This window comes from Nonomuraea sp. NPDC051298, assembly GCF_055586305.1.
In genome coordinates, this window is sequence record NZ_JBVJIM010000008.1 from 111,189 (window position 1) to 134,516 (window position 23,328).

Here is a 23,328-nt window from a genome sequence, read left to right on the forward strand (position 1 = left end):
AGGTCAGCGGCGGGGGCGGTCGGGTCCGAGTCCCTTGGTGATTCGGGTGCGCAGGGAGTGCAGGGCCTGCCTCAGCTCGGCAGGTTCGAGGTCGGTGAGGTCGGCGTCGAAGGTGAGGAGCAGTCCCGCCAGTCCTGGCCACGACCAGGCGCCGAGTGTGAGCCGGCAGGTGGTCTCGGTGTCGTACTCGACCGTTGATCCGCCGGGGGCGAACGGGGCGACGGTGGAGGCGGGCAGGGCGACGACGGCCGAGCCGCGGCACTGCCATTCGGCGGCGGCGTCCCCGCGGTCGTGTGCGGTCATGACGAACGCGATGGGATCGCCGTGCGGGATGTCCCGCCGGTCGAAGGGGGTGTGCGTGGGCGGGTGCGGTGTGACGCGGTCCACGCGCATCGCGCGCCATCGGCCCGCGTCCGGGTCGAAGGCGACCAGGTACCAGCGTGCGGCCCAGACCACGAGGCCGTGCGGTTCCAGCGTGAGGGTGACGGGGTCGCCGTCACCGGTGTAGTCCACGCGAACGAGGTGCCGCCGGTTGATCGCGCTGCCGACGGCGCGGACGGTCTCGGCGTCGATCGGCGGCGCGGGGAACTCCCAGTAGTTGCGGGCCGAGGAGACGGTGAACGCCTCCGCGTGCAGGCGGCTGCGTGCGGGCATCGCCTGGTGCAGCGTGGCGAGAGCACGGGCCGCGTTCTCCCGGATGCCGGAGAGGACCGCCGGCACGGTCTGGAGCGCGACGGCCGTGGCGACGGCCTGGTCCTCGTCGAAGACGACCGGCGGCAGGCGGGTGGCGCGACCGAGCCGGTATCCGCCGCCCGCTCCGCGGACGGCCTCGATCTCGTACCCGAGGTCCCGGAGCGTGTCGATGTCGCGGCGCACGGTTCTCACCGACGCCCCTAGTCGAGCGGCGAGTTCCTCGGCGGTCAGGGTCGCGCCGATCCCGAAGATCGACAGCAGCTTGAGCGCCCGTGCGGAGGTGGCAGCCATGATTCCCCGATTCTCCCACCGATAACTGCCACTCGATGGCAACTATGCCCGCGATGGTGGCCGACATGACCGATTCACCGAGCCTCCGAACGAGCACCCGCACACCTGAGGTTTGATCGGGTTGCCGTCGAAGGACTTCAGAGACCGGGAGGGCCTGTGCGGCCGTTCCGATCGAGTTCGGTCAGTCCGGCCAGAATGCGGTCCAGGCCGAACTGGAAATCCTCGGCGGTGTAGCCGATCGAGCCGGTGTTCGCCTGATCGCCGAAGAGCCGGCAGAACATGGGATACCGATCCGGTGTCATGACCCTCCCGAGAAAGCGGAAGTAGTCGTCGGCGCCGGCCTCGGCGCCGTCGGCGATGATCGGGTCCAGGGCGAGACGGGCCTGCTCGCGGACGTAGCCGGCGATCAGGGTGACGGCGCGGAGCCGGTCGTGGGAGGTCAGCGCGGTACGGGACAGCGCCTTGAGCATGTGCTCTCCCCACAGCAGTTCGTTCGGCATGCTCGGCGGGCCGGACGTGGGCACCTCCAGGACCCACGGATGCCGCCGGTGGAGGTCGTAGATCCGCCAGGCGAGGTCGGCGAGGGACTCCTGCCAGCCTCCGGAAACGGGCGCGAGGTCGGAGGGCGGCGCGGTGGCGGCGTCGCGCATCACCATCACCAGGTCGTCCTTGGAACGGACATGCCGGTACAACGAGGTCGTCGCGGAGCCGAGGGCGGAGGCGACGCGAGCCAGCGACACCGCGGCGAGCCCTTCGCTGTCGGCGACGTCGATCGCGGCCGTGACGATCCGTTCCAGAGTGAGGCCCGGTCGCGGACCGGGCCTGCGCTCGTCGGACGACTGGGCGCGGCCGCGGGCCGCGTCACCGGAGGCGCGCCAGGCGAGTTCGACGCCCGCCGGCGTGCGGGTCCTGTGCTGCTCGCCCATCGCCGCCTGCTCTCCGAGTCGCCCGTGCCTCCGGCAAGTCTATTGTGGCGAATTACATTCGCCATTATGGTGAACGCAATACGCCACTGGAGCGGAGCAGGGCATGCGCGCACGGACATCGGCAGCGTCGGTGGGGATGTGGGCCGGCGGCGGCTTCGCCGCCCTGTCGCTGGTCTACCTGGTGGTTCTCGCGGTGATGATGGCGCGAGGGCTGCCGTTTCCGCCCCAGGAGCCGTTCGCGACCACCTTCCACGCGATCATGATGCTGGCCGTCCTGATCATGGTGCCGCTGTGGTGCGCCGTCCATTTTGCCGCACCGCCGGACCGGCAACTGTTCACGCTCATCTCTCTGGCGTTCGTCGTCATGCTGGCCGTGGTCGTCTGCGCCAACCGGTTCGTGGCGCTGACGATGGTCAGGCAGAGTCCCGGCCTGGGGCGTACGGCTGGGCTGGAGTGGTTCCAGCCCTACGGTTGGCCGTCGCTGACCTTCGCCTTCGAGGTGCTCGGCTGGGGGGTGTTCTTCGCCCTGGCCTGCCTCTTCCTGGCTCCGGCGTTCCGCGCGCACGGACTCGAACGCGGAATCTCCGCGATCTTCGCGATCATGGGCGTGCTCAGCCTGGGCGGCGCACTCGGGCTCTTCGTCAACTCCACCGGGCTCCTGGGCGCGGTCGCGCCGCTGGCGTGGGGGCTGGGCCCCGTCGCCGCCTCCGTCCTGATCGTGGTCTGGCTGCGAACGCCTGCGCGCGGGTAGCGGCGACGGGTGATGTCCGGATCTGTGGGCTGGTGGTCCCTGTGGACCTCGACGGCGCCGGCTTCGTCGCCCGCGCTGTCCGAACCCATGGACCGGCCGGGACGCTCCCGGTCCGCTCGCCGGATCGCGGCACCCCTCGTTCCCGGCACTGGCAACCACTGCCGAGAACCCTGTGCTACGTTGAATAAACGTTTACTCAGCGAGATGGGGATGTGATGGCCAGGACACGAAGCGAGCAGGCGGCGTGGCGCCGGGAGCAACTGCTGAACGCGGCGCTGACGGTGTTCGCCGACAAGGGCGTGGACGGGGCCACCGTCAAGGACGTGGCGCAGGCGGCCGGCGTCACCCCTGGCCTGCTCTACCGCTACTTCGACAGCAAGGAGGCGATGGTCGAGACGCTCCTGTCGGAGCGAGGCTTCCTGCCCCGGCTGCGGGAGTTGCGCGCCGAGCCGGACGACCCCCGGCCGGCCACCGAAGTGCTGACCGAGCTGCTGGAGGCGTTCGACCGGCTACTGGTCGACCACGCCGAGCTGATGGCGTTGTTCTTCAGCGCCGCCCAGGCCCGCGCGCCGCTGGCGGCGCTGGTGAGCGAGGGCCACCGGCTGATCGACGACTTCCTGGCCGAGCGGGTCGATGCCGGTGAGCTGCGCGCCCACGACACCGCCACGGCCGCCAGGACCCTGTTCGCCACCGTGGCCGTCAACCGGCGGCTGGGAACCCCCATCGACCTCGCGGCCCTGGTCGGGCTGCTGTTTCCGGAAGAAGGATGACAGTGCGCGCACAGTGTTGTGTCGTCGGGGGCGGCCCGGCGGGGATGATGGCCGGGCTGCTGTTGGCCCGCCAGGGCGTGGACGTGATCGTGCTGGAGAAGCACGCGGACTTCCTGCGAGACTTCCGCGGCGACACCGTCCACCCCTCCACCCTGGAGCTGATCGCCGAGCTGGGGTGGATCGAGGAGTTTCTCGGGCTCCCGCACACCAAGATGCCCCACGTGACGGTCAACCTGGGCGGCGAGGACGTCACCTTCGCCGATTTCAGCCGGTTGAAGGTGCGCTGCCGGTACATCGTGTTCATGCCGCAGTGGGACGTACTGGACTTCTTGGCGGGCAAGGCCGCGGTCTACCCCTCCTTCCGCCTCCTGCGCCGTGCCCAGGCGACCGAGCTTCTCATCGAGCGGGGAAGGGTGACCGGCGTCCTGGCCGACACCGAGGACGGGCCCGTGCGGATCCACGCCGATCTGGTGATCGGGGCGGACGGCCGCCACTCCACCGTACGGACGCGGGCGGACCTGGCTCCGGTGAACGACTCGCCGCCCATGGACGTGCTGTGGTTCCACCTGCCGCGCCGGGCGGAGGATCGGGTGCCCTTCTTCCAAGGAGGCAAGGGAGCGCTGATCTCGATCGACCGGGGCGACTACTGGCAGATCGCCTACGCGATTCCGGCGACCGCCTTCGCCGAGCTCAAGGCCGCGGGGCTGCCCGCCTTCCGGGACAGGGTGGCGGAGCTGGCGCCCGCCCTGCGCGACCGCGCCCGGCAGATCGACGACTGGGAGATGGTGCACCAACTGACCGTCCAGGTGAACCGGCTCACCCAATGGCATCGGCCAGGACTGCTGTGCATCGGCGACGCGGCCCACGCCATGTCGCCCGCGGGCGGCGTCGGCATCAACCTGGCCGTGCAGGACGCGGTCGCCACCGCCAACCTGCTGGGCCCGCTGCTCGCCCGCGGCGGCATCCCGGAGGAGGGCGATCTGGCCCGGGTGCAGGCGCGCAGACAACGCGCCGCGCGGGTGACCCAGGCGTTCCAGCTCGGGATCCTGCGGGACCTCTATCCCAAGGACCTGGGCGACGACACGACCCGGCACGTGCCGCCGATCTTCACCGCGTTCCGTACGCTGCCGCCGCTGCGCCACCTCATGGGCCGTTTCATCGGCCTGGGCGTCCGCCCGGAACACATCACCGACGACCCCTCGGCCGCCGCCATGGCGAGCTGAACGGCGGTCCGACCGCCGGGAGCACACCCCGGCGGACTCGGACCGCCTCGGAAGGGGCCGGTAGTCTCGAAGAAATCTTCGTCGGACATCACTACGGCACGGAGGCTATGACGATGCGGTTGGAGCGGGGTTCGAGTCGGCTCTACGGCATGATGCTCATGCTGGCCGCAGTGGTCTTGCTCGCGGACCAGCTCACCAAACTGTGGGCGGTCTCCTCGCTGTCCGAGACCGAACGCGTCGCCGTGATCCCTCCGCTGATCCACTTCCGGCTGCTGTACAACCCCGGCGCCGCCTTCTCCATAGGCACCGGCGCGACCTGGGTGTTCACCCTGGTGGCGGCAGCGGCGGCGGCCGGCATCCTCTACACCGCACGCCGGCTGGCCTCCACGGGCTGGGCGCTCGCGCTCGGCGCGCTGCTCGGCGGCGCGGTGTCCCACCTGGGCGACCGGCTCTTCCGCGAGCCCGGCTTCGCCCGCGGGCATGTCGTGGACTTCATCGACTACGGTCCGTTCGTGGGCAACGTCGCCGACATCGCGCTCACCTGCGGATGCGCCGCGTTGGTGCTGCTCAGCCTGCGTGGCGTGCCGCTCGCCGAGGAGCCGGGCGAAGAGCCCGCCCGGCTTCCGTCCGGCCCATAAACAGAGGGACGGCCTCGGGTCTCCAGGCTGAGCCGTCTCCAGGCTGAGCCCGGGGTGCTCAGCCTGGAGCCCGGGGTGCTCAGCCGTTGAGGTCGGCCGGCTTGGGGCCGCCGTAGAGCGGGTTCTGCGGCAGGCGTTCCCTGGTCACCTGCAGCAGCACCACGCCGGCCTGTTCCGATCGGGCCTCCCAGACGATCCAGTCGTCGCCCACCCGAACGGACTGCTCGCCGGGGTCGACGCGCCAGCCGTTGTTGCCGGGCGCGGGGGTGATGACCTCGAAGTTCGCCTTCAGTCCCCGCTTGCGGACCTCGGCGAGCACCTCGCCCACCGTCTTCTCGTCGGCCCGGTAACCTTCGAGCATCTCGCCCTCGCGGGTGGCGGCTGCGAGGTTCTGGTACTTCTCGCCCGGCCGGGCGGTCCGTCCCAGGCCGACCGCGCCGTCGCCGGTGTAGTCGCGCCGCACCATCACCGTCATCGCGCATCCGGGCTGTGCGAGCCGGCAGCCGGCGGGGGAGGTGCCGGTGCCGATCCAACTGCCCTCGTTGGGGTGGTTGACGGCCAGGCCGGAGCCGGTGCTCACCGTGGTGATCTTGCCGATCTGGCTCGGGGACGACGGCACCGTCTCCAGCCGCACGTTCAGACCCACCGCCGTGAAGCCGTCGGTGAACTCGGTGAAGTGGGCCAGCGGGTCCTTGATGACGGCCACGTAGTAGTCGCCCTGAAGCCGGATGTCGATGGCCGAGTTGGCGTAGGAGGTGGCGGCGCCGCTGCCGCCCAGGACGGCGGGGCCGATCACGGCCGCCGCGGCGAGCCCTCCGGCGGCCACCGCGCCGATGAGCACGCGGCGCGTCCGGCTCACCCTGACCACCCGGGCCTCGAACCGCGGCTCCTCGGCGGTGATGGAGGCGAGCAGCGTCCGCGCCCCCGCCCCGGACGCCTGGCCGGCCAGATCCTCGTCGCGGACCCTGGCGATCTGCTGGATTTCGTTCATGCTGACTCCACGACGAGACGAGCGACGGAGACGCCGGTCTCGGCCAGCGCCCTGGACAGGCGCTTACGCGCCCGGTAGAGCCGGATGCGTACGGCGTTGCGCGAGCAGTCGAGCACCTTGGCGATCTCTCCGTGGTCCAGGCCCTCCCAGGCGACCAGTGAGATCAGCTCCCTGTCCTTCTCGGGCAGTTCGTGGAACGCGCGCGCGATGGCGCTCAGCTCGACGCCGGACTCGGGCGAGCAGGCGGACAGGTCGGCGATGTCGGTGTCGAGCGCGACGTTGGCGTGCCGGTGTCTGACCAGGCCCCGCCGGTGGTTGGCCAGCACGTTCCTGGCCACGCCGTACAGCCAGAGCCTGGCCTCGCCGCCCGGCGGCAGCGCGTCGAAGCGGCGCCAGGCGATGGTGAACGTCTCGGCCACCACGTCCGCCGCGTCCTCGGGGGACTCGCAGCGGCGCAGGGCGTAGCCGAGTATGGATTCGTACGTGTGCCGGTAGACGGCCTCGAACCGGTGCTTCCGGTCGTCATCCACGGGCGGTCCCCATGGTCGGCCTCCTCGGTCTCGGGGTTGGAACACCCCATACATGTCGAGAGTGCCACCGGCATTTCACCCGATCTCACCTTACGAGCGGAGCCGTGCTCCCGTAGAGGCCGGGGACGGCGCCGCCCCGCGGCGGCGGGACGGCGCGAGCGAGAATCAGGCGGCACTTATCGAGGGCAGCCGCCGGTCACGGGTTGTAGCTGGTGGAGGCGACCACCTTGCTCGTGGTGGAGGTCTGGACGCGTGCGTAGTACGTACAGTCCTTGTTCCGCCGGGCGGCGGCGGTGTAGGTCGTGCGGTCGATGTCCTTGGACTTCGAATCGATGAACCCATCGCATCCGCCGACGACGAACGTCATGGTGTGGCCACTGTTGTACTTCGACGCCGGAGACGAGACCCGCCCCCAGACGTACGTGTAGTTGCCGTACGTGCCCTGACGAATCTGGACGGTGCCGCCGCCCGGCAGAGGGGCGCTGGCGACGGTCGTCACGCCCGAGGCCTTCGTGGGCGGGTCGTTGTACCAGGTCGCGGCGCTCGCGGACGGCGCCGCCACCAGGACGATGGCCGCCGCCGTCGCCGCAGTGGCACCCAGACTCGCGGCGCGGCGTGCGATCTTACGCATGCTTGTGATCACTACTTCCTGTCGAGGCCGAATCGGCCGAGGTCAATCGATTTCGGCAACGAGCCCTGGCCATGCCAGGTGTTCTGTGGTCGTACTACTGGCCGGGAAGCGCCCGCGGTCGACGCCGCCGGCCCCGCAGCTTCGGCCGGCGGCGTCTTCCACAGGATGTCGGCCAGTCGCCTGACGCACTCTTGTGGCGGTTGGCTCGCTGTCTGACGAGTGATCGTAAGGAGCGGCGGTATGTCGGCGGTATGTTCTGACCGGCCACGTGACGCACTCCGGCTGCCGCCACGCCGCGGCGCGGGTGTTCGCCAGGGGTGAGAGCTACGTGCCGGGGTTCGGGGGCCGCTGGGTGTGGTGGTCCAGCAGGCGGGTGAGCATCCGTACGAACTGGTCGCGTTCGGCGAGGGTCAGCGGGGCGAGCAGTTCGTCGTGGAGGTCGTCCAGGACCTTGTCGAGGCGGCGCAGGTGCCGGCGGCCTTGGGCGGTGATCGTGATGATGTTGCGGCGGCGGTCGTCGGGATCCGGCAGCCGTTCGACGAGGGTGCGCTCGGCCAGTTCGTTGAGGACGCCGACCATGTCGCTGCGGTAGATGCCGGTGCGCCGGCTCAGCGTCGCCTGGCTGCCCGGACCGTGCTCCTGCAACGCGGCCAGCACCGCGTAGTGCCACTTGCGGGCGTCGACCCGGGCCAGCCCTTCGTTCACCAGCCGGTCCGACTGCGCGGAGATCCCTGACAGCAGGCGGCTGGCCCGTCGGCGCAGCCTGTCCGGCGTCTTCGTCTCGCCGTCGTACGGCATGTCCGCGGCTTCGGCTCTGCTGGTCATGACGCGATCCTACCCTCTTGCGTTAGTCCGACTAACGATATAGATTCGTTCACGTCATAAACGTTAGACAGATAAACGTTAGATCTTCGAATGAAAGAGAGCGCCATGTCCACGGATACTCCGATCGCCGACCGCATCGAGATCGCCGACCTGTTCACCCGCTTCGCGCTCCTGCTCGACGAGACGCGGTGGGAGGACGCGGCCACCGTCTTCGCCGACGACGTGGCGGTGCACTCGCCGCGCGGGGGCGAACTCCGCGGCATCGACAAGGTGGTCGGCTTCATGCGGCAGGGTGAGGTCGAGGGGCAGTACGCCCAGCACACGACCACTGACCTGCTGGTGGACGTCGAGGGCGACCAGGCGGCCGCCTCGGCGAACTCGCTCGTGTACTACTACCGCGATGGCCAGGCACCCCACTTCACCGGCGGCCTGCGGCTGAACTCGACCGTCGTACGGACGCCGGCGGGCTGGCGATTCAGCGAGGTGCGGATCACGCCCTCCTGGACCCGCGAGAACTGATCTCCAGGAGGCCGTGGAGCAGGCGTCATCACGCGGCTCCCCCGGCCATCCTGCGGGAACGAACCTCGAAACCAACCCCACATCTCACACAGGGAACCCATCATGCCCACGATCGACGTTCTCGACTCGACGATTCACTACGAAGACCACGGCAGCGGAGCCACCGTCGTCTTCCTGCACGGCAATCCCTCCTCCGCACACACGTGGCGCAAGGTGCTGCCCCTGGTCGGAGCGGGACGGCTGATCGCCCCCGACCTGATCGGCATGGGCCGCTCGGGCAAGCCCGTCAGCGACTACCGGTTCGCCGACCACGCCCGCTACCTCGAGGCGTTCTTCGACGCGCTCGGCCTGGACGAGGTCGTGCTCGTCGGCCACGACTGGGGCGGCTCGCTCGCCTTCGACTGGGCGGCCCGGCACCCCGACCGGGTGCGCGGTCTCGTCTTCTTCGAGACGATCGTGCGTCCGATCGCCTCGGACGAACTCTCCGAACAGGCGCGTGCCCGTGCGGCGAAGCTGCGCACCGCCGAGGGCGAGTCCCTGGTGCTCGACTCGCACTTCCTCATCGACACCGCCTACACCGGGGGCGTCCTGAACCCGCTCAGCGAGGAGGAACTCAACCTCTACCGGGCGCCGTACCCCAGCAGGGAAAGCCGTCGGCCGCTGCTGAACTGGACCCGCTCGCTGCCGATCGACGGCGACCCCGCCGACGTGACCGCCCGGGTCGACGCCTACGGCACCTGGCTGGCCCGCAGCCAGGACGTCCCCAAACTCCTGCTCACCTTCGACTCCTCACCGACCCTGCTCATCACCCCGGAACTCGCCGCCTGGTGCGAGGACAACATCTCCGGCCTCCAGATCGAACACTGCGGGCCGGCCGGGCACCACGCCTCGGAAGACCAGCCGGAGACGATCGCCGCGGCGATCTCCACGTGGCTGGACCGGCGGAACCTCCGATAGGCCGCCCCGCCGGCTCACCGACCTGCGCGGATCGCGTGGGGCGCCGTCCTGGATCACTTCTGTGGCAGGGGCCGTCTCCAGTGCGGTGGGCGTCCCAAGTAGGCGGCGAGCCGGTCGGCGGCGGTCGCGTCCGCCGGCGCGCTCTCGGCCGGGGCGAACGAGCCGCCGGGCGTCCTGGGCAGGTCGCCGTAGATGCCGCTCGCCGCGCGCTCGATCGCCGTGGCGACGTCGGGGGCGAGGTCGGTGGGCGCGCCGACGGCTCGGGCGAGGTCCCAGCCGTGGACGAGCATCTCCAGGATGATCTGCTCGACCAGCCGCCATCCCGGCGCCGGGCCGTACCGTTCCCGCAGCATCCCGGGACGCCGGAACGCGGTGAGCGTCCCGGACGCGGCGGCGCGGAACGCGGCGACGTGGTCGGAGCCGAGATGGTCGGCGTCGTGGTCGGCAGGTGGGACGCCCTCGGCCAGGCCGGTCCACAGCAGGTTCTCGTAGACCAGGTGGTCGAGCAGGGCACGCACGTCCCACTCGGCGCACGGGGTGGGATCGCCCATCTGGTACGGGGTGACGCTCGCCACGAGGACGCCGACCTCGTCCAGCACCCTTGCGCAGCCTTCGAGCAGCGCGTGGGGTTCCATCGCCGGCCGCGTCCCGAGGGCCGTGGCCAGGCTCCGCTCCCGTGCCCCCGGTTCGGGATCGGACCGCAGCGCGGTCATCAGCCATTCGCCCTCGGCCGCGACGCTGGGGCGCACCGGGAGGCCGGTGATGACGCACATGAGCTGCCAGTACCGTTCAGCGCGCCGATCGGCGGCCGTCTCGAGCTGCTCCAGCAGCCGGCTCCTGGCCCCGGGCCCGTCGGCGTCCCCCTGTGGCTGGGTGCGCAGCCAGGCATCGACGATCTCCGCGACGATCGGCGCGGCGGAGGGCGAGTCCGCGGCGATCCCGGCGGCCATCGCCTCGCCGACGCGTCGCGTCCACAACTCCGTGACGTGTTCGACGGCACGTGCGGCCTCCTCGTACGAGCCGTCGTCCGGGGACGGGTGCTCGGCCGCGTAGGCCGCCATGCGGCGCATCGCCGCGCCCAGCGCCGGGTCGCGAACCAGTTCGCCCAGTTCGAGCCAGGCGGCGGCCTGCGTCTCGGTGGGCTCGTCCGGCAGGTCGGGGACGACGGCCGTCAGCCGCTCCCGGTAGGCCGAGTCGCCCAGGTCGCCCATCGTCCGGTCGAGGAAGTCCTGGATGGTGGCGATCCGTTCGGCGGCCGACAGCCGGGCCAGGTCGGTCATCGTCGTGAGCTCCTCGATGTCGGGTTCGCGGTCGGTGACGGACCGCAGCACCGCCTGCTGCAAGCGGAGTGTGCGGATGCGGGCCTCGATGGCGTCGGCGTGCAGCGCCGCGACCTCGCGCAGAGTGCGCCGGTCCCGGACGACGTCGCGGATCGTGGCCAGATCCAGCCCGAGATCCCGCAGGGCCCGGGCCAGCCGCACCCGGGGCACGGCGTCCACGCCGTAGCGGCGGTAGCCGCCGGAGGTGCGAGCGGCCGGTGGTATCACGCCGAGGTCGGACCAGTGGCGGATCCGCTTGACCGACAGGCCGGTGCGCTCCGCCACCTCTCCGATGCTCAGCGGTGGTGGGTCATCGTCGACGTGCACCCGTCAAGTCTCGAGTCTCCCGATGTGGGAGAGTCAACTCCATCACTCCGGCACGTATGACCCCTGACGAGTGTCGCCGGGTGCCGTGCTGTCGTCGTGACGAGGTGGATGCGATGATCTCCCACATGACCGAATCCGATCCGAAGGCCGACCTCCGCCGTTACCTGCAGGCTGCTCGGGAGGCCCTGCTGTGGAAGCTGGAGGGGCTGTCGGAGTACGACGTCCGCCGCCCGATGGTGCCGACCGGCACCAACCTGTTGGGGCTGGTCAAGCACGTGGCCAGCGTTGAGGCGGGCTACTTCGGCGAGACGTTCGGGCGGCCGTTCGGCGAGCCGCTGCCGTGGTTCGACGACGACGCCGAACCGAACGCCGACATGTGGGCCACCGCCGAGGAGTCGCGGGAGCAGATCATCGGGCTGTACCACCGTGTCTGGGCGCACTCGGACGCCACGATCGACGCGCTGCCGCTGGACGCGATCGGCCGTGTTCCGTGGTGGGAGGCGGACCGGAGCGAGGTCACCCTGCACCGGATCCTCGTACACATGACCGCGGAGACCCAGCGGCACGCCGGCCACGCCGACATCGTCCGGGAACTCATCGACGGAGCCGCTGGGCTGCGCGACGGCAACGACAACATGCCGCCGGGCGACCAGGGCTGGTGGGAGAGCTACCGCAGCCGGTTGGAGAGTGTCGCGCGGAAGTTCGCCCGATCGTGAACTTGATCGTGAGCCTGGTCCTGAGCCCCAGCCTGAGCCGTTCCCGCCGCCGCTGAGCGCCGCCGAGTGCCCCCGCGCCGCTGAGCGTGGCCGCCGCCGGGCGTGGCCGTGATCGTCATCTGAGACGGATCCGTAGCCGGGCGACGAGTTTTGGACGCGCCGCCAGTCCACCTACCGACACCACCCGAACTCGAAGGGATCACCGCGATGGCAAAGGTCATCTCCACTCTGTTCATCTCGGCCGACGGCGTGGCCGAGATCGACCCCGATTGGCACTTCCCGTACTTCGACGAGAACATGGGCCGCGCCGTCAGCGAGGACTACGACACCTCCGACGTGCTGCTCATCGGCCGCGAGACCTACGACAGCTTCGCCGGAGCGTGGCCGGGCCGCGAGGCGGCGGGCGGGGAGGACGCGCCGTTCGCCAAGCAACTCGGTGACGTGCGCAAGGTGGTCGTCTCGCGCCAGCCGTTGGAGTTCTCCTGGCGCAACTCCGAGCTGATCAAGGGCGACCTCCTCGGGGCCGTCGCCACGCTCAAGGCCGAGGCCGGCATCAAGGGCATCCTGATCCCCGGCTCGATCTCCGTGGTGCGGCAACTGCTCGCCGCGGGGCTGGTCGATGAGCTGCGCCTGCTCGTGCATCCGGTGGCGGCGCGCAAGGGCCGCAGGCTGTTCGACGACGGCGATGCGCCGTACCACCTGAAGGTGCTGGCGACCGAGGTGTTTCCGACGGGCGTGATCCGCGTGATCTACGCGCCGGCCGAGGCGCCCGCCAAGGTCGGCTACGACGAGGTCAAAGACCAGGTGCCCAAGGGGGAGTAGCGGCTTCGCCGCCGTGCGGCCCGGCGGCCCACGTCACCTCACCCGCTCGTACACCGGCGTCATCAGGTCGAGGTCCTCGGCGAGCCGCGGCCGGCCGAGATCCCGATAGGCGCGGGCCCACAACGGCCGCAGTTCGCTGAAGTACGGATACGACGTGTGGAACGTGTCTCTCAGGCCCAGCAGGGCGGTCCCAGGAAATCCCGCGTCGAGCAGCCGGGAGGCATCGGCGAGCACCGGCTCCAGCATCCACGGCTCTCCCCACGGAACGTCCGCGACCACGGCTCCCTCCTCGGTGAAGGCGTCGTCCGGGGCCAGCACGCCGATCCCGTCGGAGCCGCTCTCGTGCCGCCATCCCTCCGGCACCTCGAACGGGATCGGCGCGTCCGTCGCGAGCCCGCGATCCGGGTCCGGCCGCAGGCCGACCTCGGCGACGAGCCGGTCGAGGAGCTCACGGTCGTCGTGGCTCGGTGGCCGCTCACGCCATCTCCTGAGAGTGCGCGAGAGCATGAACTCCAGACCCGCTCTGGTGTCCCGGCCGACGACGACGGCTCCGGGTTCGTCCGGGCCGACCAGGACGACCGGGTGATCCGCCCCACCCAGCTCCGGCGCGGGCACCGCCCACCCGATACAGGTCCCGTCGCCCAGCGCGCCGAACGGGACGAACTCCGGCGTGGCGAAGAACGGAGGCTCGGGCGGCACGCCGACGAACTCCGAGCCCTCCTGATCTTCCCAGCCCTCGGGTGGCCGGGGGATCGCCCACAGATCGAACATGAAGTCGTAGTGGGTCTGCATCATGCAGGTGTCGTAGTACCCGTCCCGTGTGTTCGCCTGCCACGCGATCTCCACGAGCACGGCGAGCGCGGGCGGTGTGGCGAACGGGAACAGGTCATCGGTCCAGGCCGGGGCCGGGGAATCCGTCATGTCGGGTTCTCGGTGGGCAAGGGGCCGCCTCTCATGATCCCGAGGGAACCACGGTGCCCTGGGCGATCGCGCACAGCTTTTCCTGACCGTCGGCGATGACGTAGATCTCGCACTGGCAGACCGCCTGCCGCTTTCCGACGCTCTTCGCGGAGGACCGGCCGACAAGCACGTCGCCGACCGCCGGCTTCAGATAATTGATCTTGAACTCGGACGTCAGCGCGTTCCCGCCGAGCGCCAGCCCGCCCGCGAACGTGATGGAATTATCCGCCACATAACTTATCACGCCGCCGTGGACGAAACCGTGCTGCTGTTTCAGGTTGTCGGCGATGGGAATTCTTATTTCCGCGCTCGTGGCGCCTATTTCGGTGAGCTGCGCCCCGATGAACTGACTGAACGGCTGCGAATCGAATACGCCGCGCGCGAACTCCTGCAGGTCCATTCGTACTCCCGTGAGTGAGGGCCGGGTCTCGGATCGGAGTCGAAGCAATGGCCACATGATCGCGGGGCGGCGCGCGGAATTTCCATTGACGGCGACCGGCGAACCATGGTTCAATCACGCAAGATCATACACTACCTGCCGTACCGGCCGGTAGTGTCAGGGGATGTCTGACCATGTCTAACCCCATGTGGCGAGAACTGGGGTGACGAGCGGGATGTGCCCGGCGGCCTGTCGGACGGCGCCGGATGCCGGCATTCAGGGGTTGTCCCGGCCACCCGGTAGCGAATTGTCACTGATTCGGTGGGAGCATTCGATGAAGCAGCAGGAACAGATCGACCTCATGAAAGAGCTGTTCGCGCTACGGGAACAGGGCCGCAACAAAGAAATGCTGGGCAAGACGGTCCGGGTGCCGGTGGAAAACTATACGTCCCAGGAAATCCTCGACCGGGAGATGGCGCGGATCTTCCGGACCCATCCCATCGTGGCCGGCCATGTCTCGAACGTACGCGAACCCGGCTCGTACCTGCTCAGCGACTGGAACAAGTTCCCCTATGTCGTCGTCCGTGACAAGCAGGGAAAGCTGCGCGGCTTTCTCAACCAGTGCCGCCACCGTGGCGCGCGACTGGTGTCGGGCGACGAGAAGCGGCTCAAGGCGTTCGTGTGCCCGTTCCACAACTGGACGTACGACCTGGACGGCACGCTGCGGTCGGTCACCCGTGAGTACAACTTCCCGGACCTGGACCGCAGCGAATACGGGTTGAAAGAACTCCCGGTCGTCGAGGCGGGCGGCCTCGTCTGGATTTACCCGACGGCCGACGCCGAGATCGGCATCGAGTCCTATCTCGGCAACATGCTGAACGATCTGGTCGATTTCCGGGTCGACGAACTCGTGCGGTACCGGAAGACGAAAGTGATCAAGGAGGCCAACTGGAAGCTCCTGATCAAGACTTATCTTGAGGGCTACCATGTGCCCTACCTGCATCGCACCACGTTGTCGAAGATGTTCAGAAAAGGCGTGCTGTCGCATTTCGAGCACGGCCCGCACATCCGAATGGTGGCCGCCAGGTCGAACATCGAGGACGCGTTAACCCTCGACCCCGAGTCGTGGCGCATCCTCGAATACGCGTCCGTCTACTACGTGCTCTTCCCGAACACGTTCTTCATCATGCATCCCGACTACGTTTCCATCAACATTTTCTACCCGGAGGGCCCGGACCGTACGATCTGGACGCACGAGATGCTCTACCGTGCGCCGGATTTCGCCGACGAACACGGCCAGGACGGCCTCGCCAAGCGTTTCGAGTTCACCAACGACACGGTGTTCGACCAGGAGGACTTCGCCGTGGCGGAAAACGTCCAGGAGGGGCTTCTCCACGGCGCCAACGAGTTTCACACCCTGGGGTTGGAGGAGGGGCTGCTCGCCATGTTCCAGGGGAGCATCGACGATCGCCTGATCTGACCCGCGGGCGGACCGGCGTAGGCGCCGCAAAGCGATCGAGGGACGCTGGTGAGGGCGTTCAGAAGCCGGTCGAGAGGGCGATGGGCCGCCATCGGTCCAGCTCGCGGCGGACGAGATCGAGCTTGGCCGTCACCCGGTCGACCGCGTCCGCCCCGAGTTGCAGGCGCAGCGGAGGATGGTCGGCCGCCACGACGTCCACGATCGCGGCGGCGGCCTTCGCCGGATCGCCTGGTTGACGGCCGTCGTTGGCGGCCACGGCCGCGCGGGTCGGGCCCGCGCCGACGTCATAGTCCGCGATGGACGCGGGCTGGACCTGGAGGCTCGCGCCGTTGAGGAAGTCTGTGCGGAAGCCGCCCGGCTCGACGATGGTGACCCGCACGCCGAGTGGCGCCAGTTCGCCGTGCAGCGCTTCGGAGATGCCTTCGAGGGCGAATTTCGAGGCGCCGTACAGGCCCGTGCCAGGGGCCGTCGCGAAGCCGGCCACCGAGCTGATGTTCAGCACGTGCCCGGACCGCTGGGCACGCAGTGTGGGCAGCGTCGCGCGCAACGTGTTCAGCACGCCGAAGACGTTGACGTCGAACAGGTCGCGTGCCGCCTTGTCGGACACCTCCTCGACCGCGCCCACCAGCCCGTACCCGGCGTTGTTGACCACGACGTCGATCCGGCCGAACTCGGCCACTCCCGCGTCGACCGCGGCCCGCAGTTGCTCCTGAGAGGTGACGTCCGCGGTCACGGCCAGCAGCCCGGCAGGCTTCTCCGGGTGTGCTCCGAGCACCGCCTTCCTGTCCCGAGCCGTGGCGACGACACTGTGCCCCCGGGACAGCGCTTCGCGCACGATTTCCGCCCCGAGGCCCCGCGACGCGCCGGTGACAAACCAAACACCCATAATCTTCCCTCATCCTCTCGATCGGTTACATTTCTGACGCTAGTAGTTAGAGTCAGCTCTAGATCAAGCGGAGTCGGCGGCGGTGTGACGGGAGTCGCTCGTGGATTTGAGCATCGGCGAGGTGTCCAAGCGGAGTGGGCTGAGCGTTCACGCGCTGCGCTTCTACGAGAAGGAGGGGCTGTTCGCCAACCCCATCCGCCGCACGCCCGGCGGGCAGCGGATCTACCGCGAGGAAGACCTCCGGTGGCTGGCGAGCTGCGCCAGACTGCGCTCCTCGGGGATGTCACTGGCGGCGATCCGGCGGTACGTCGAGCTGATGCGGCAGGGGCCAGGCAACGAGCACGAGCGCCTGGCGTTGCTGCACGATCATGAAAAGCGGGTCGAGGCGCAGATTGATGAGCTGCACGAATGCTTGGACGTGATCAGATACAAGGTCAGGGCCTACGGGGAGAAGCTCGCCCGCACCCAGGCGGGCGAGCCGCGGGATCCCACCCCTCAGGACGCCGCGGCGGACTGTCACCGAGCCGGGCCGGGTGACGCTCCTCGCGATAGCTGAGAGCGGCCACGACTCGGCGTTCCGGTGCCCCGCCGCGGCGGCCGGCTCAGACGAAGCGCCGTACGAAGGCCAGGGCGGTGTCGCAGACCTCCCGCCACCCGCTGTCGATGGTCAGGGAGTGCCCGCGGCCGGGCAGCTCGACGATCTCGGTGACGTGGTGCTCGTTGCGGGCCTGCTTCTTGTACGAGGCGTTGACGATGGCCCACGGCACGGTGTGGTCCTTCTCGCCGGAGATCAGCAGCAACGGGCCCCGGTCCTTGCCGGTGCTGTCGACCTTGGTCTCGCTCCACGGGTTGAAGTTGGCCACCGCCGCTTGGAACAGCGGCGCGCCCGGAGCCGGTACGGAGAACGTCTCGTACAGTTCGCGTGCCTCGTCCTCGCCGACGGCGTTGGCGAAGGCGTAGCGGAACTGCTCGTACGTGAGCGGCACGGCGCGGTGGATGTTGGCGGGATTGGTCAGCACGGGGGCGGCCGACCTCAGGGAGGAGACGGGCAGCGGCAGCACGCCCTGAAAGGGGGCGGGGTCGATGGCGACGCCGGCGCAGGCGAGGCCGCGGCCGGCGAGGATCTGGGTGAGCAGGCCGCCGAAGGAGTGGCCGATGACGACCGGTTTGCGGGCCAGCCGGGCGATGAGCTGCTCGAAGTGGTCGGCGACCTGGCCGACCGTCTTGTGGGCGAAGACCTCCGGGTGCGCCTTGGCCTCCTCGACGGTGTGCGGGTCGTCCGGCCAGCCGGGGGTCACGGGCGCGAACCCGGCCTCGGCGAAGACCGCGGCCCAGCGGTCCCAACTGGAGGGCAGCAGCCACAGGCCGTGCACGAAGACGACCGGGATCCGGCCGGTGGCGTTGGCCTGGTCGATCAGGGCCGAGTCGTGGCTCATGACAGTTTCTCCTTGAGGAAGGCGATGGCCTGGGCGATGGCGGCCTCGGCGGCGTGGGTGCCGCGCAGGGCGTTGAGCATCACGAAGTCGTGGATGATGCCCTGGTAGCGCACGGCGGTCACGGGCACGCCGGCCTCGCGGAGCTTGCCGGCGTAGGCTTCGCCCTCGTCGCGCAGGACGTCGGCCTCGGCGGTGATGACGAGCGCGGGCGGCAGTCCGCGCAGTTGGTCGACGGTGGCGCGCAGCGGCGAGGCGGTGATCTCGTTGCGTTCGAACTCGCTGGTGGTGTACTGGTCCCAGAACCACTGCATGCCGTCGCGGCGCAGGAAGTAGCCCTCGGCGAAGCGGTGGTAGGAGCCGGTGTCGAAGCCGGCGTCGGTGACCGGGTAGAAGAGCACCTGGGCCTTGAGCCGGTCCCGGGCGGTCAGGGTGAGGGCGGCGGCCAGGTTGCCGCCCACCGAGTCGCCGGCCACCGCGATGCGGGAGGTGTCCAGGCCCAGGCGCGTGCCGTGCCGCTCCACCCAGTCCAGGGCGGCGGCGTTCTGGTGGACGGCCACCGGGTAGCGGGCCTCGGGGGAGAGGCTGTAGTTGACGAAGACGACCGCGGCGCCGACGCCCAGCGCGAGTTCCCTGGCCAGCCGCCCGTGGGTGTGGTCGTTGCCGAAGACCCAGCCCGCGCCGTGGAGGTAGAGGAGCACCGGCAGCGGCCCTTCGAGGCCCTCGGGCCGGAAGACGGTCAGGTTCTCGACCACCTCCCGCGTCGTGCCCGGCACCTCGATCTCCGGCGACTGCGCCTCGTCCACCGCCTTGCGCCCTTCCGCGGGCGGTAGCTGGAACAGGTAGGGCGGGTTCGCGGTCGCGTCCGCGAATGCCTGGGCGGCCGGTTCAAGGATGGGTTCGTCCATGTGCGTACTCCGTTGGGGGAAGGTTGCCGCGACCAGCGTTCCTTCCGGGGACGGCCTCCGGCATCCGTCACATGACGGCCCTTCTCCTCCTCGGCTTACGCTGTTCCGCCGTGAGGGGAGTCCGAAGAGGTGTTCGACGGTGGCGGCCGGTGACGCCTGTCCGGTATACGTCACTTGACGCTATTGGACAGGGGGTACCGTGGTCAGCTTGGTCGGCCGGGAGCGCGAGGTGGCCGCGATCGACGCGGTGCTGGAACGGCTGCCGGAGCAGGGAGACGCGCTCATCATGCGCGGCCCCGCCGGCATCGGCAAGACCGCGCTGCTGGAGGCCGCCGCGGCCGGGGCTCGCGACCGGGGGATGACGGTGATGAGCACGGCGGGCGTGGCGGGCGAGGCCCACCTGCCCTTCGCCGGCCTCCATCTGCTCCTGCTGCCCCTGCTGGACGCGGTGCCCAAGCTGCCCGTACGCCAGCGTGAGGCGCTCGACAGCGCCTTCGGGCTGGGGGAGGCGAGCGTGGAGCCGTTCCTGATCGCGCTGGCCGTCCTCACCCTGCTCGGCGAGGCCGCGGTTCCCCGGCCGCTGCTGATCGTCGTCGACGACGTGCACTGGATGGACGCGCCCACCGTCGAGGCGCTCGCCTTCGTCGCCCGGCGCATCCGCGCCGACCCCATCGGGATCCTCTTCGCCGTCCGGGACGGCCGTCCCACCCCGCTCGACCACTGTGACCTGTCCGAGCTGTCACTCGGGGGTCTCGACGACGCGGCGGCCGAGGCGCTGCTGGACCTGCGCGCGCCCAGGCTCGGCACCGGCGCGCGCCGCCGGGTGCTGGCCGAGGCCGACGGTAACCCGCTGGCCCTCGTCGAGCTGCCGCGCGTCGTGAACAGCGAGGTGGAGCCCGCGGCGGTGGCCGGCCTCACGCCGCTGACCGCCCGCCTGGAACGTGCCTTCGCCGTACGGCTGGCCGACCTGCCACCGCCCACCCGCGCGCTGCTGCTGTCGGCGGCGGCCGACGACGGCAGGCGCCTCGCCGACGCCCTCGCGGCGGCAAGCCTCATGACCGGGGAGCGGCTCACCATCGCGGCGCTCACCCCGGCCGTGGACGGGCGCCTGGTCGAGTTCGCCGCGGGGAACCTCAGCTTTCACCACCCGCTGGTCCGCTCGGCCATCTACCACCGGGCCACGCCCGGCGAACGCCTCGCCGTGCACAACGCGCTCGCCGAGGTCCACGCCGCCGACCCCGACCGGCGCGCCTGGCATCGCGCGGCGGCCCTCAGCAGGCCGGACGCGGCGGTCGCCACCGAGCTGGTGAACGTCGCCCGCCGCGCGCGGCGGCGCGGCGCCGTCGCCGCGGCGGTCGACGCGCTGCGGCGTTCCGCCCAGCTCACCGAGGGGCCGAACCTGCGGGCCAACCGGCTGCTGCAGGCCGCGGAACTCGCCTTCGAGCTGGGCGACCGCGACCTCCTGGCCGACCTGCTCGGCCAGGTCGACCCGGGCGTACTGACCGCGCTCGCCCAGGCCAGGCTGGCGTGGCTGCGCGAGATGCTGGAAGAGGGGGTCACCCCCGTGCTCCGGCTCGTGGACATGATCGAGTCGGTGGTGACGCTCGGCGACACGCCGCTGGCGATGAACTTCGTCCGGGCCGCCGCCACCCGCTGCTGGTGGTCCGAACCCGGCCAGGACGCGCGCCGCCGGGTGGCCGCGCTGGCCGAGCGCCTGGCCCCGTCGCAGGACGACGCCGAGCGGCTGGCCTGCCTGGGCCTGGCCAACGGCCTGGAACGCGGCGGCGAGGTGATCGGACGCCTGGGCCTGCTGCGTGGCGCCCGCCTGGACGGCGTCCAGAACCGGCTGCTGGGGGTGGCGGCGACCAGTGTCGGCGCCTTCGACCTGGCCGGCGGCTTCCTGGAGGCCGCCGCCGCCGACCTGCGAGCGCAGGGCAGGCTCGGCGTTCTCACCCAGGCGCTGGGCTCCCAGATGTGGGAGCAGATCTTCTGCGGCGACTGGGCCGGGGCCAACCTCGTCGCCGACGAGTGCGAGCGGCTCGCCCGCGAGACCGGCCAGTCGCGCTGGCTGGCCTCGGCCCTCGCCGGTCGCGCGCTGCTGGCGGGCCAGCGCGGGCAGACCGAGCTGAGCCGGGCCCGCGCCGCCGAGGCCGAACGGGAGCTCGGCCCGGACGGCGCCCCCTCGGTCCTGGCCCTGGTGCTGTACGCCAGGGGCGTGACGGCGCTGTGCGCCGCGCAGCACGCCGAGGCGTTCGGCTACCTGCGGCGCATCGCCGATCCCCACAGCGTCGCCCACCACCCCTCCTGGCGGCTCTGGACCGTCGGCGACTTGGCCGAAGCCGCCGTGGGCAGCGGGCAGACCGCAGCCTTCCGCGCGCTCCTGCCCGAGCTGGAGGCGGCCGCCGCCGTCACCCCCGCCCCGCTGGCGCACGTGAGCCTGCGGCACGCCCGCGCGCTGGTCGCCGATGCCGAGCCGCTCTACGAGGCCGCCCTGGCCGCCGACCTGACCCCCTGGCCGACGGCCAGGGCCCGGATCTGGCTGGCCCATGGCGTCTGGTTGCGCAGGCACAAACGGGTCAAGGAGGCACGCGAGTCCCTGCGGACGGCTCGTGACACCTGTGACGCGCTGGGGCTGGTCGCCTGGGGCGAACGGGCCCGCCAGGAGCTGCGGGCCGCCGGAGAGGCCGGTGGCGGGCGCGCCCCTGCCGGCCGCGACGAGTTGTCCGCCCAGGAGTTGCAGATCGCCCGGCTGGCGGCGTCCGGGCTGTCCAACCGGGAGATCGGGCAGCAGCTCTACCTCTCGCACCGGACGGTCAGCACGCACCTGTACCGGATCTTCCCGAAGCTGGGGATCTCCTCGCGGGCACAGCTCCGCGACGCGCTCGGGCTCTGAAGCCCATCGAGGAGGCCCATGGTGGTCCACCGGGCCAGGCCGCCACCGAGGTGGTCAGACGCGGGCGCTCTGCGGGGAGCGGGGGCGGGCGGAGGCCGCGGCCTCGCGGACGAACGACAAGGCCACGGCGCCCGCGAGGGGACCCGCGGCCAGGGTGGCGAAGGCGGCGGTGAAGGACCCGGTGGCCTGGTAGACGGCTCCCACCACGACCGGCACGGCCACGCTGCCCAACTGCGCCGTCGCGTTCATCGCGCCCGCCGCCGAGCCTGCCAGCGCCGTTCCCGACAGCCCCGCCACCATGGCGACCAGCAGCGGCGTGTACAGGTAGGCCCCCAGCCCCGCGAACGCCGCCATCACCAGGAACGCCGACTCCGAGGTCAAGCCGCCGAACACGAGCAGGCATCCGGCGAACGCCACCAGCACCGCCAGCGCCGGTCGTTTGCGGCCGACTCCGGCCAGGTCCGTGGCCAGGCCGATGACCGGCTTGCCCACCGCACCCGCCGCCGCGAACACCACGACCACCGTCCCCGCCGCCACCGGGTCGATTCCGTGCCCGGTGACCATGAGGGCGTTGGACCAGGTCACGAAACCGTACGTGCCCCACAGCCCGCCGAAGCCGGCCAGGCCGAGCAGCAGCAGGTCGCGCTCGCGTACGAGACGGCGCAGCGGCGGTGGCCGCTCCGACGGCCCGCGCCGGTCGCGCAGCAGCGCCAGGCACAGCAGGGCGAGCCCCATCGACACGATGCCGAACAGTTGGTACGAGGCACGCCAGTCGTACACCTGGATCAGCCGGGGCACGATCGCGTTGGCGATCATCGTGCCGAGGGAGGAGGCCATGGTGAAGACGCCCATCGCCAGCCCGCGTTCCCGCTCGGCGAACCAGGAGGCGACGAGTTTGACGCCCGCCGCGAAGTCGGCCCCCGCGCACAGCCCGATCAGCGCCTGCACCGCGATCCCCGCGCCGGCCGACGACACGGATCCGAACGCCACCATGAACCCGCCGGCCGTGAACAGCGACCCCGACAGCACGACCCGGCTCCCGAGCCGGTCGCCGAGCAGCCCGCCTCCGAGGTTGGACAGCACATAGCCGACGTAGTACGCGGTCGCGAACGCTCCCAGACCCGCCAGCGACACTCCCAGCGCCGCCCCCGCCTGGAGCGAGACCGGGCCCCAGGTGGAGCGGTCGACGGAGGTCATGGTGAGCGAAGCCCAGCAGAGCAGCAGCACGACCCACCGGCGCCGGGACCTCCCCTCGACCGACGGTGACACTGTGTAATCACTCACGTGCGGACACGTTACAGCCCGCTCACTCGGATCGTCTCGCCGAATGGCTCGCGGGCCGGGCTGAGGCGGTTCGAGGCCATGCCGTACGGCGGAGTCGCTCAGGAGGACCGCGAAGTCCGCACTCGCCATCCGCCGGTTTCTCGACAACCGCCGTCGCGCTCCGTGAACGCGTTCAC

At 70.6% G+C, this 23,328-nt stretch carries 24 protein-coding genes; 11 read left to right on the top strand and 13 right to left on the bottom strand.

The window, feature by feature from the left end; translation table 11 throughout:
* Positions 1-3: 3 nt before the first annotated feature.
* The gene (locus ACZ6S0_RS23945; RefSeq protein ID WP_465921518.1) at positions 4-984 is read right to left on the bottom strand and encodes a helix-turn-helix transcriptional regulator; all 981 of its coding nucleotides are present in this window, start codon (positions 982-984) and stop codon (positions 4-6) included.
* Between the two features lie 137 nt (positions 985-1,121).
* Positions 1,122-1,910: a TetR/AcrR family transcriptional regulator gene (locus tag ACZ6S0_RS23950; RefSeq protein ID WP_465921519.1), complete on the bottom strand. Its 789-nt coding sequence runs from the start codon at positions 1,908-1,910 to the stop codon at positions 1,122-1,124.
* Positions 1,911-2,013: 103 nt separating this feature from the next.
* Between ACZ6S0_RS23950 and ACZ6S0_RS23955 the strand changes: the two genes are divergently transcribed.
* From ACZ6S0_RS23955 to ACZ6S0_RS23970, 4 genes are all read left to right on the top strand, one after another.
* Positions 2,014-2,661 (top strand): hypothetical protein, encoded by a 648-nt coding sequence (locus ACZ6S0_RS23955; protein WP_465921522.1) that lies wholly within the window; start codon positions 2,014-2,016, stop codon positions 2,659-2,661.
* A gap of 215 nt (positions 2,662-2,876) precedes the next feature.
* Complete coding sequence (locus ACZ6S0_RS23960) at positions 2,877-3,431, top strand: TetR/AcrR family transcriptional regulator (protein WP_465921524.1); 555 nt, start codon at positions 2,877-2,879, stop codon at positions 3,429-3,431.
* Entirely contained in the window at positions 3,428-4,654 is a 1,227-nt protein-coding gene (locus ACZ6S0_RS23965) for an FAD-dependent oxidoreductase (protein WP_465921528.1), read from the top strand. The genes ACZ6S0_RS23960 and ACZ6S0_RS23965 overlap by 4 nt, the downstream gene beginning before the upstream one ends.
* Positions 4,655-4,761: 107 nt before the next feature.
* Positions 4,762-5,292 (top strand): signal peptidase II, encoded by a 531-nt coding sequence (locus ACZ6S0_RS23970; protein ID WP_465921531.1) that lies wholly within the window; start codon positions 4,762-4,764, stop codon positions 5,290-5,292.
* A gap of 79 nt (positions 5,293-5,371) precedes the next feature.
* On the opposite strand, the gene ACZ6S0_RS23975 is transcribed toward ACZ6S0_RS23970, so the two are convergent.
* The 4 genes from ACZ6S0_RS23975 to ACZ6S0_RS23990 all read right to left on the bottom strand — a co-directional run bounded on the left by ACZ6S0_RS23975 (position 5,372) and on the right by ACZ6S0_RS23990 (position 8,269).
* Positions 5,372-6,283 carry a hypothetical protein gene (locus ACZ6S0_RS23975; protein WP_465921535.1) on the bottom strand — a complete coding sequence of 304 codons (912 nt, stop codon included), beginning with the start codon at positions 6,281-6,283 and terminating at the stop codon, positions 5,372-5,374.
* Positions 6,280-6,813 (bottom strand): RNA polymerase sigma factor, encoded by a 534-nt coding sequence (locus tag ACZ6S0_RS23980; RefSeq protein WP_465921539.1) that lies wholly within the window; start codon positions 6,811-6,813, stop codon positions 6,280-6,282. The genes ACZ6S0_RS23975 and ACZ6S0_RS23980 overlap by 4 nt, the downstream gene beginning before the upstream one ends.
* A 196-nt stretch (positions 6,814-7,009) precedes the next feature.
* The gene (locus ACZ6S0_RS23985) at positions 7,010-7,444 is read right to left on the bottom strand and encodes a hypothetical protein (RefSeq protein WP_465921543.1); all 435 of its coding nucleotides are present in this window, start codon (positions 7,442-7,444) and stop codon (positions 7,010-7,012) included.
* Positions 7,445-7,768: 324 nt separating this feature from the next.
* Complete coding sequence (locus ACZ6S0_RS23990; RefSeq protein WP_465921544.1) at positions 7,769-8,269, bottom strand: MarR family winged helix-turn-helix transcriptional regulator; 501 nt, start codon at positions 8,267-8,269, stop codon at positions 7,769-7,771.
* A 105-nt stretch (positions 8,270-8,374) separates the two neighbouring features.
* Between ACZ6S0_RS23990 and ACZ6S0_RS23995 the strand changes: the two genes are divergently transcribed.
* Positions 8,375-8,788 carry a nuclear transport factor 2 family protein gene (locus ACZ6S0_RS23995; RefSeq protein WP_465921545.1) on the top strand — a complete coding sequence of 138 codons (414 nt, stop codon included), beginning with the start codon at positions 8,375-8,377 and terminating at the stop codon, positions 8,786-8,788.
* Between the two features lie 102 nt (positions 8,789-8,890).
* Positions 8,891-9,745 carry a haloalkane dehalogenase gene (locus tag ACZ6S0_RS24000; RefSeq protein WP_465921546.1) on the top strand — a complete coding sequence of 285 codons (855 nt, stop codon included), beginning with the start codon at positions 8,891-8,893 and terminating at the stop codon, positions 9,743-9,745.
* Between the two features lie 53 nt (positions 9,746-9,798).
* On the opposite strand, the gene ACZ6S0_RS24005 is transcribed toward ACZ6S0_RS24000, so the two are convergent.
* A complete protein-coding gene (locus ACZ6S0_RS24005) occupies positions 9,799-11,391 on the bottom strand; it encodes a TIGR03086 family metal-binding protein (protein ID WP_465921547.1) in 1,593 nt (530 codons plus the stop codon).
* 125 nt (positions 11,392-11,516) lie between these two features.
* Here ACZ6S0_RS24005 and ACZ6S0_RS24010 point away from each other — a divergent pair, with 125 nt between their 5' ends.
* Complete coding sequence (locus ACZ6S0_RS24010; RefSeq protein WP_465921548.1) at positions 11,517-12,107, top strand: DinB family protein; 591 nt, start codon at positions 11,517-11,519, stop codon at positions 12,105-12,107.
* Between the two features lie 207 nt (positions 12,108-12,314).
* Positions 12,315-12,929 (top strand): dihydrofolate reductase family protein, encoded by a 615-nt coding sequence (locus ACZ6S0_RS24015; protein WP_465921549.1) that lies wholly within the window; start codon positions 12,315-12,317, stop codon positions 12,927-12,929.
* Positions 12,930-12,962: 33 nt separating this feature from the next.
* Here ACZ6S0_RS24015 and ACZ6S0_RS24020 read toward each other — a convergent pair whose 3' ends face one another.
* Positions 12,963-13,850 carry a hypothetical protein gene (locus ACZ6S0_RS24020; protein ID WP_465921550.1) on the bottom strand — a complete coding sequence of 296 codons (888 nt, stop codon included), beginning with the start codon at positions 13,848-13,850 and terminating at the stop codon, positions 12,963-12,965.
* A gap of 31 nt (positions 13,851-13,881) precedes the next feature.
* On the bottom strand, positions 13,882-14,289 hold the full coding sequence (locus ACZ6S0_RS24025; protein ID WP_344873338.1) for a PaaI family thioesterase: 408 nt from the start codon (positions 14,287-14,289) through the stop codon (positions 13,882-13,884).
* Between the two features lie 313 nt (positions 14,290-14,602).
* Here ACZ6S0_RS24025 and ACZ6S0_RS24030 point away from each other — a divergent pair, with 313 nt between their 5' ends.
* Entirely contained in the window at positions 14,603-15,748 is a 1,146-nt protein-coding gene (locus ACZ6S0_RS24030; RefSeq protein WP_465921551.1) for an aromatic ring-hydroxylating oxygenase subunit alpha, read from the top strand.
* 58 nt (positions 15,749-15,806) lie between these two features.
* Here the strand turns inward: ACZ6S0_RS24030 and ACZ6S0_RS24035 are convergent, their stop codons facing one another.
* Positions 15,807-16,634 (bottom strand): oxidoreductase, encoded by an 828-nt coding sequence (locus ACZ6S0_RS24035; protein WP_465921552.1) that lies wholly within the window; start codon positions 16,632-16,634, stop codon positions 15,807-15,809.
* 100 nt (positions 16,635-16,734) lie between these two features.
* Between ACZ6S0_RS24035 and ACZ6S0_RS24040 the strand changes: the two genes are divergently transcribed.
* Entirely contained in the window at positions 16,735-17,190 is a 456-nt protein-coding gene (locus ACZ6S0_RS24040) for a MerR family transcriptional regulator (protein ID WP_465921553.1), read from the top strand.
* 46 nt (positions 17,191-17,236) lie between these two features.
* Here the strand turns inward: ACZ6S0_RS24040 and ACZ6S0_RS24045 are convergent, their stop codons facing one another.
* Positions 17,237-18,070 (bottom strand): alpha/beta hydrolase, encoded by an 834-nt coding sequence (locus ACZ6S0_RS24045; RefSeq protein ID WP_465921554.1) that lies wholly within the window; start codon positions 18,068-18,070, stop codon positions 17,237-17,239.
* The gene (locus ACZ6S0_RS24050) at positions 18,067-18,975 is read right to left on the bottom strand and encodes an alpha/beta hydrolase (protein ID WP_465921555.1); all 909 of its coding nucleotides are present in this window, start codon (positions 18,973-18,975) and stop codon (positions 18,067-18,069) included. The genes ACZ6S0_RS24045 and ACZ6S0_RS24050 overlap by 4 nt, the downstream gene beginning before the upstream one ends.
* Before the next feature lie 199 nt (positions 18,976-19,174).
* On the opposite strand from ACZ6S0_RS24050, the gene ACZ6S0_RS24055 reads away from it, so the two are divergent.
* Positions 19,175-21,868 carry an AAA family ATPase gene (locus ACZ6S0_RS24055; RefSeq protein WP_465921556.1) on the top strand — a complete coding sequence of 898 codons (2,694 nt, stop codon included), beginning with the start codon at positions 19,175-19,177 and terminating at the stop codon, positions 21,866-21,868.
* Positions 21,869-21,922: 54 nt separating this feature from the next.
* On the opposite strand, the gene ACZ6S0_RS24060 is transcribed toward ACZ6S0_RS24055, so the two are convergent.
* Positions 21,923-23,152, bottom strand: coding sequence for an MFS transporter (locus tag ACZ6S0_RS24060; protein WP_465921557.1), 1,230 nt, complete (start codon positions 23,150-23,152; stop codon positions 21,923-21,925).
* Positions 23,153-23,328 lie beyond the last annotated feature (176 nt).

What these genes read in the sequence shown, in the direction of transcription:
- ACZ6S0_RS23955 (WP_465921522.1), top strand. Translation starts at nt 2,014, where the DNA reads ATGCGCGCACGGACATCGGCAGCGTCGGTGGGGATGTGGGCCGGCGGC.
- ACZ6S0_RS24050 (WP_465921555.1), bottom strand. Translation starts at nt 18,975, where the DNA reads ATGGACGAACCCATCCTTGAACCGGCCGCCCAGGCATTCGCGGACGCG.
- ACZ6S0_RS24035 (WP_465921552.1), bottom strand. Translation starts at nt 16,634, where the DNA reads ATGGGTGTTTGGTTTGTCACCGGCGCGTCGCGGGGCCTCGGGGCGGAA.
- ACZ6S0_RS23960 (WP_465921524.1), top strand. Translation starts at nt 2,877, where the DNA reads ATGGCCAGGACACGAAGCGAGCAGGCGGCGTGGCGCCGGGAGCAACTG.
- ACZ6S0_RS23945 (WP_465921518.1), bottom strand. Translation starts at nt 984, where the DNA reads ATGGCTGCCACCTCCGCACGGGCGCTCAAGCTGCTGTCGATCTTCGGG.
- ACZ6S0_RS23965 (WP_465921528.1), top strand. Translation starts at nt 3,428, where the DNA reads ATGACAGTGCGCGCACAGTGTTGTGTCGTCGGGGGCGGCCCGGCGGGG.
- ACZ6S0_RS23950 (WP_465921519.1), bottom strand. Translation starts at nt 1,910, where the DNA reads ATGGGCGAGCAGCACAGGACCCGCACGCCGGCGGGCGTCGAACTCGCC.
- ACZ6S0_RS23990 (WP_465921544.1), bottom strand. Translation starts at nt 8,269, where the DNA reads ATGACCAGCAGAGCCGAAGCCGCGGACATGCCGTACGACGGCGAGACG.
- ACZ6S0_RS23995 (WP_465921545.1), top strand. Translation starts at nt 8,375, where the DNA reads ATGTCCACGGATACTCCGATCGCCGACCGCATCGAGATCGCCGACCTG.
- ACZ6S0_RS23970 (WP_465921531.1), top strand. Translation starts at nt 4,762, where the DNA reads ATGACGATGCGGTTGGAGCGGGGTTCGAGTCGGCTCTACGGCATGATG.
- ACZ6S0_RS23985 (WP_465921543.1), bottom strand. Translation starts at nt 7,444, where the DNA reads ATGCGTAAGATCGCACGCCGCGCCGCGAGTCTGGGTGCCACTGCGGCG.
- ACZ6S0_RS24020 (WP_465921550.1), bottom strand. Translation starts at nt 13,850, where the DNA reads ATGACGGATTCCCCGGCCCCGGCCTGGACCGATGACCTGTTCCCGTTC.
- ACZ6S0_RS24015 (WP_465921549.1), top strand. Translation starts at nt 12,315, where the DNA reads ATGGCAAAGGTCATCTCCACTCTGTTCATCTCGGCCGACGGCGTGGCC.
- ACZ6S0_RS24010 (WP_465921548.1), top strand. Translation starts at nt 11,517, where the DNA reads ATGACCGAATCCGATCCGAAGGCCGACCTCCGCCGTTACCTGCAGGCT.
- ACZ6S0_RS24025 (WP_344873338.1), bottom strand. Translation starts at nt 14,289, where the DNA reads ATGGACCTGCAGGAGTTCGCGCGCGGCGTATTCGATTCGCAGCCGTTC.
- ACZ6S0_RS23975 (WP_465921535.1), bottom strand. Translation starts at nt 6,283, where the DNA reads ATGAACGAAATCCAGCAGATCGCCAGGGTCCGCGACGAGGATCTGGCC.
- ACZ6S0_RS24000 (WP_465921546.1), top strand. Translation starts at nt 8,891, where the DNA reads ATGCCCACGATCGACGTTCTCGACTCGACGATTCACTACGAAGACCAC.
- ACZ6S0_RS24030 (WP_465921551.1), top strand. Translation starts at nt 14,603, where the DNA reads ATGAAGCAGCAGGAACAGATCGACCTCATGAAAGAGCTGTTCGCGCTA.
- ACZ6S0_RS24045 (WP_465921554.1), bottom strand. Translation starts at nt 18,070, where the DNA reads ATGAGCCACGACTCGGCCCTGATCGACCAGGCCAACGCCACCGGCCGG.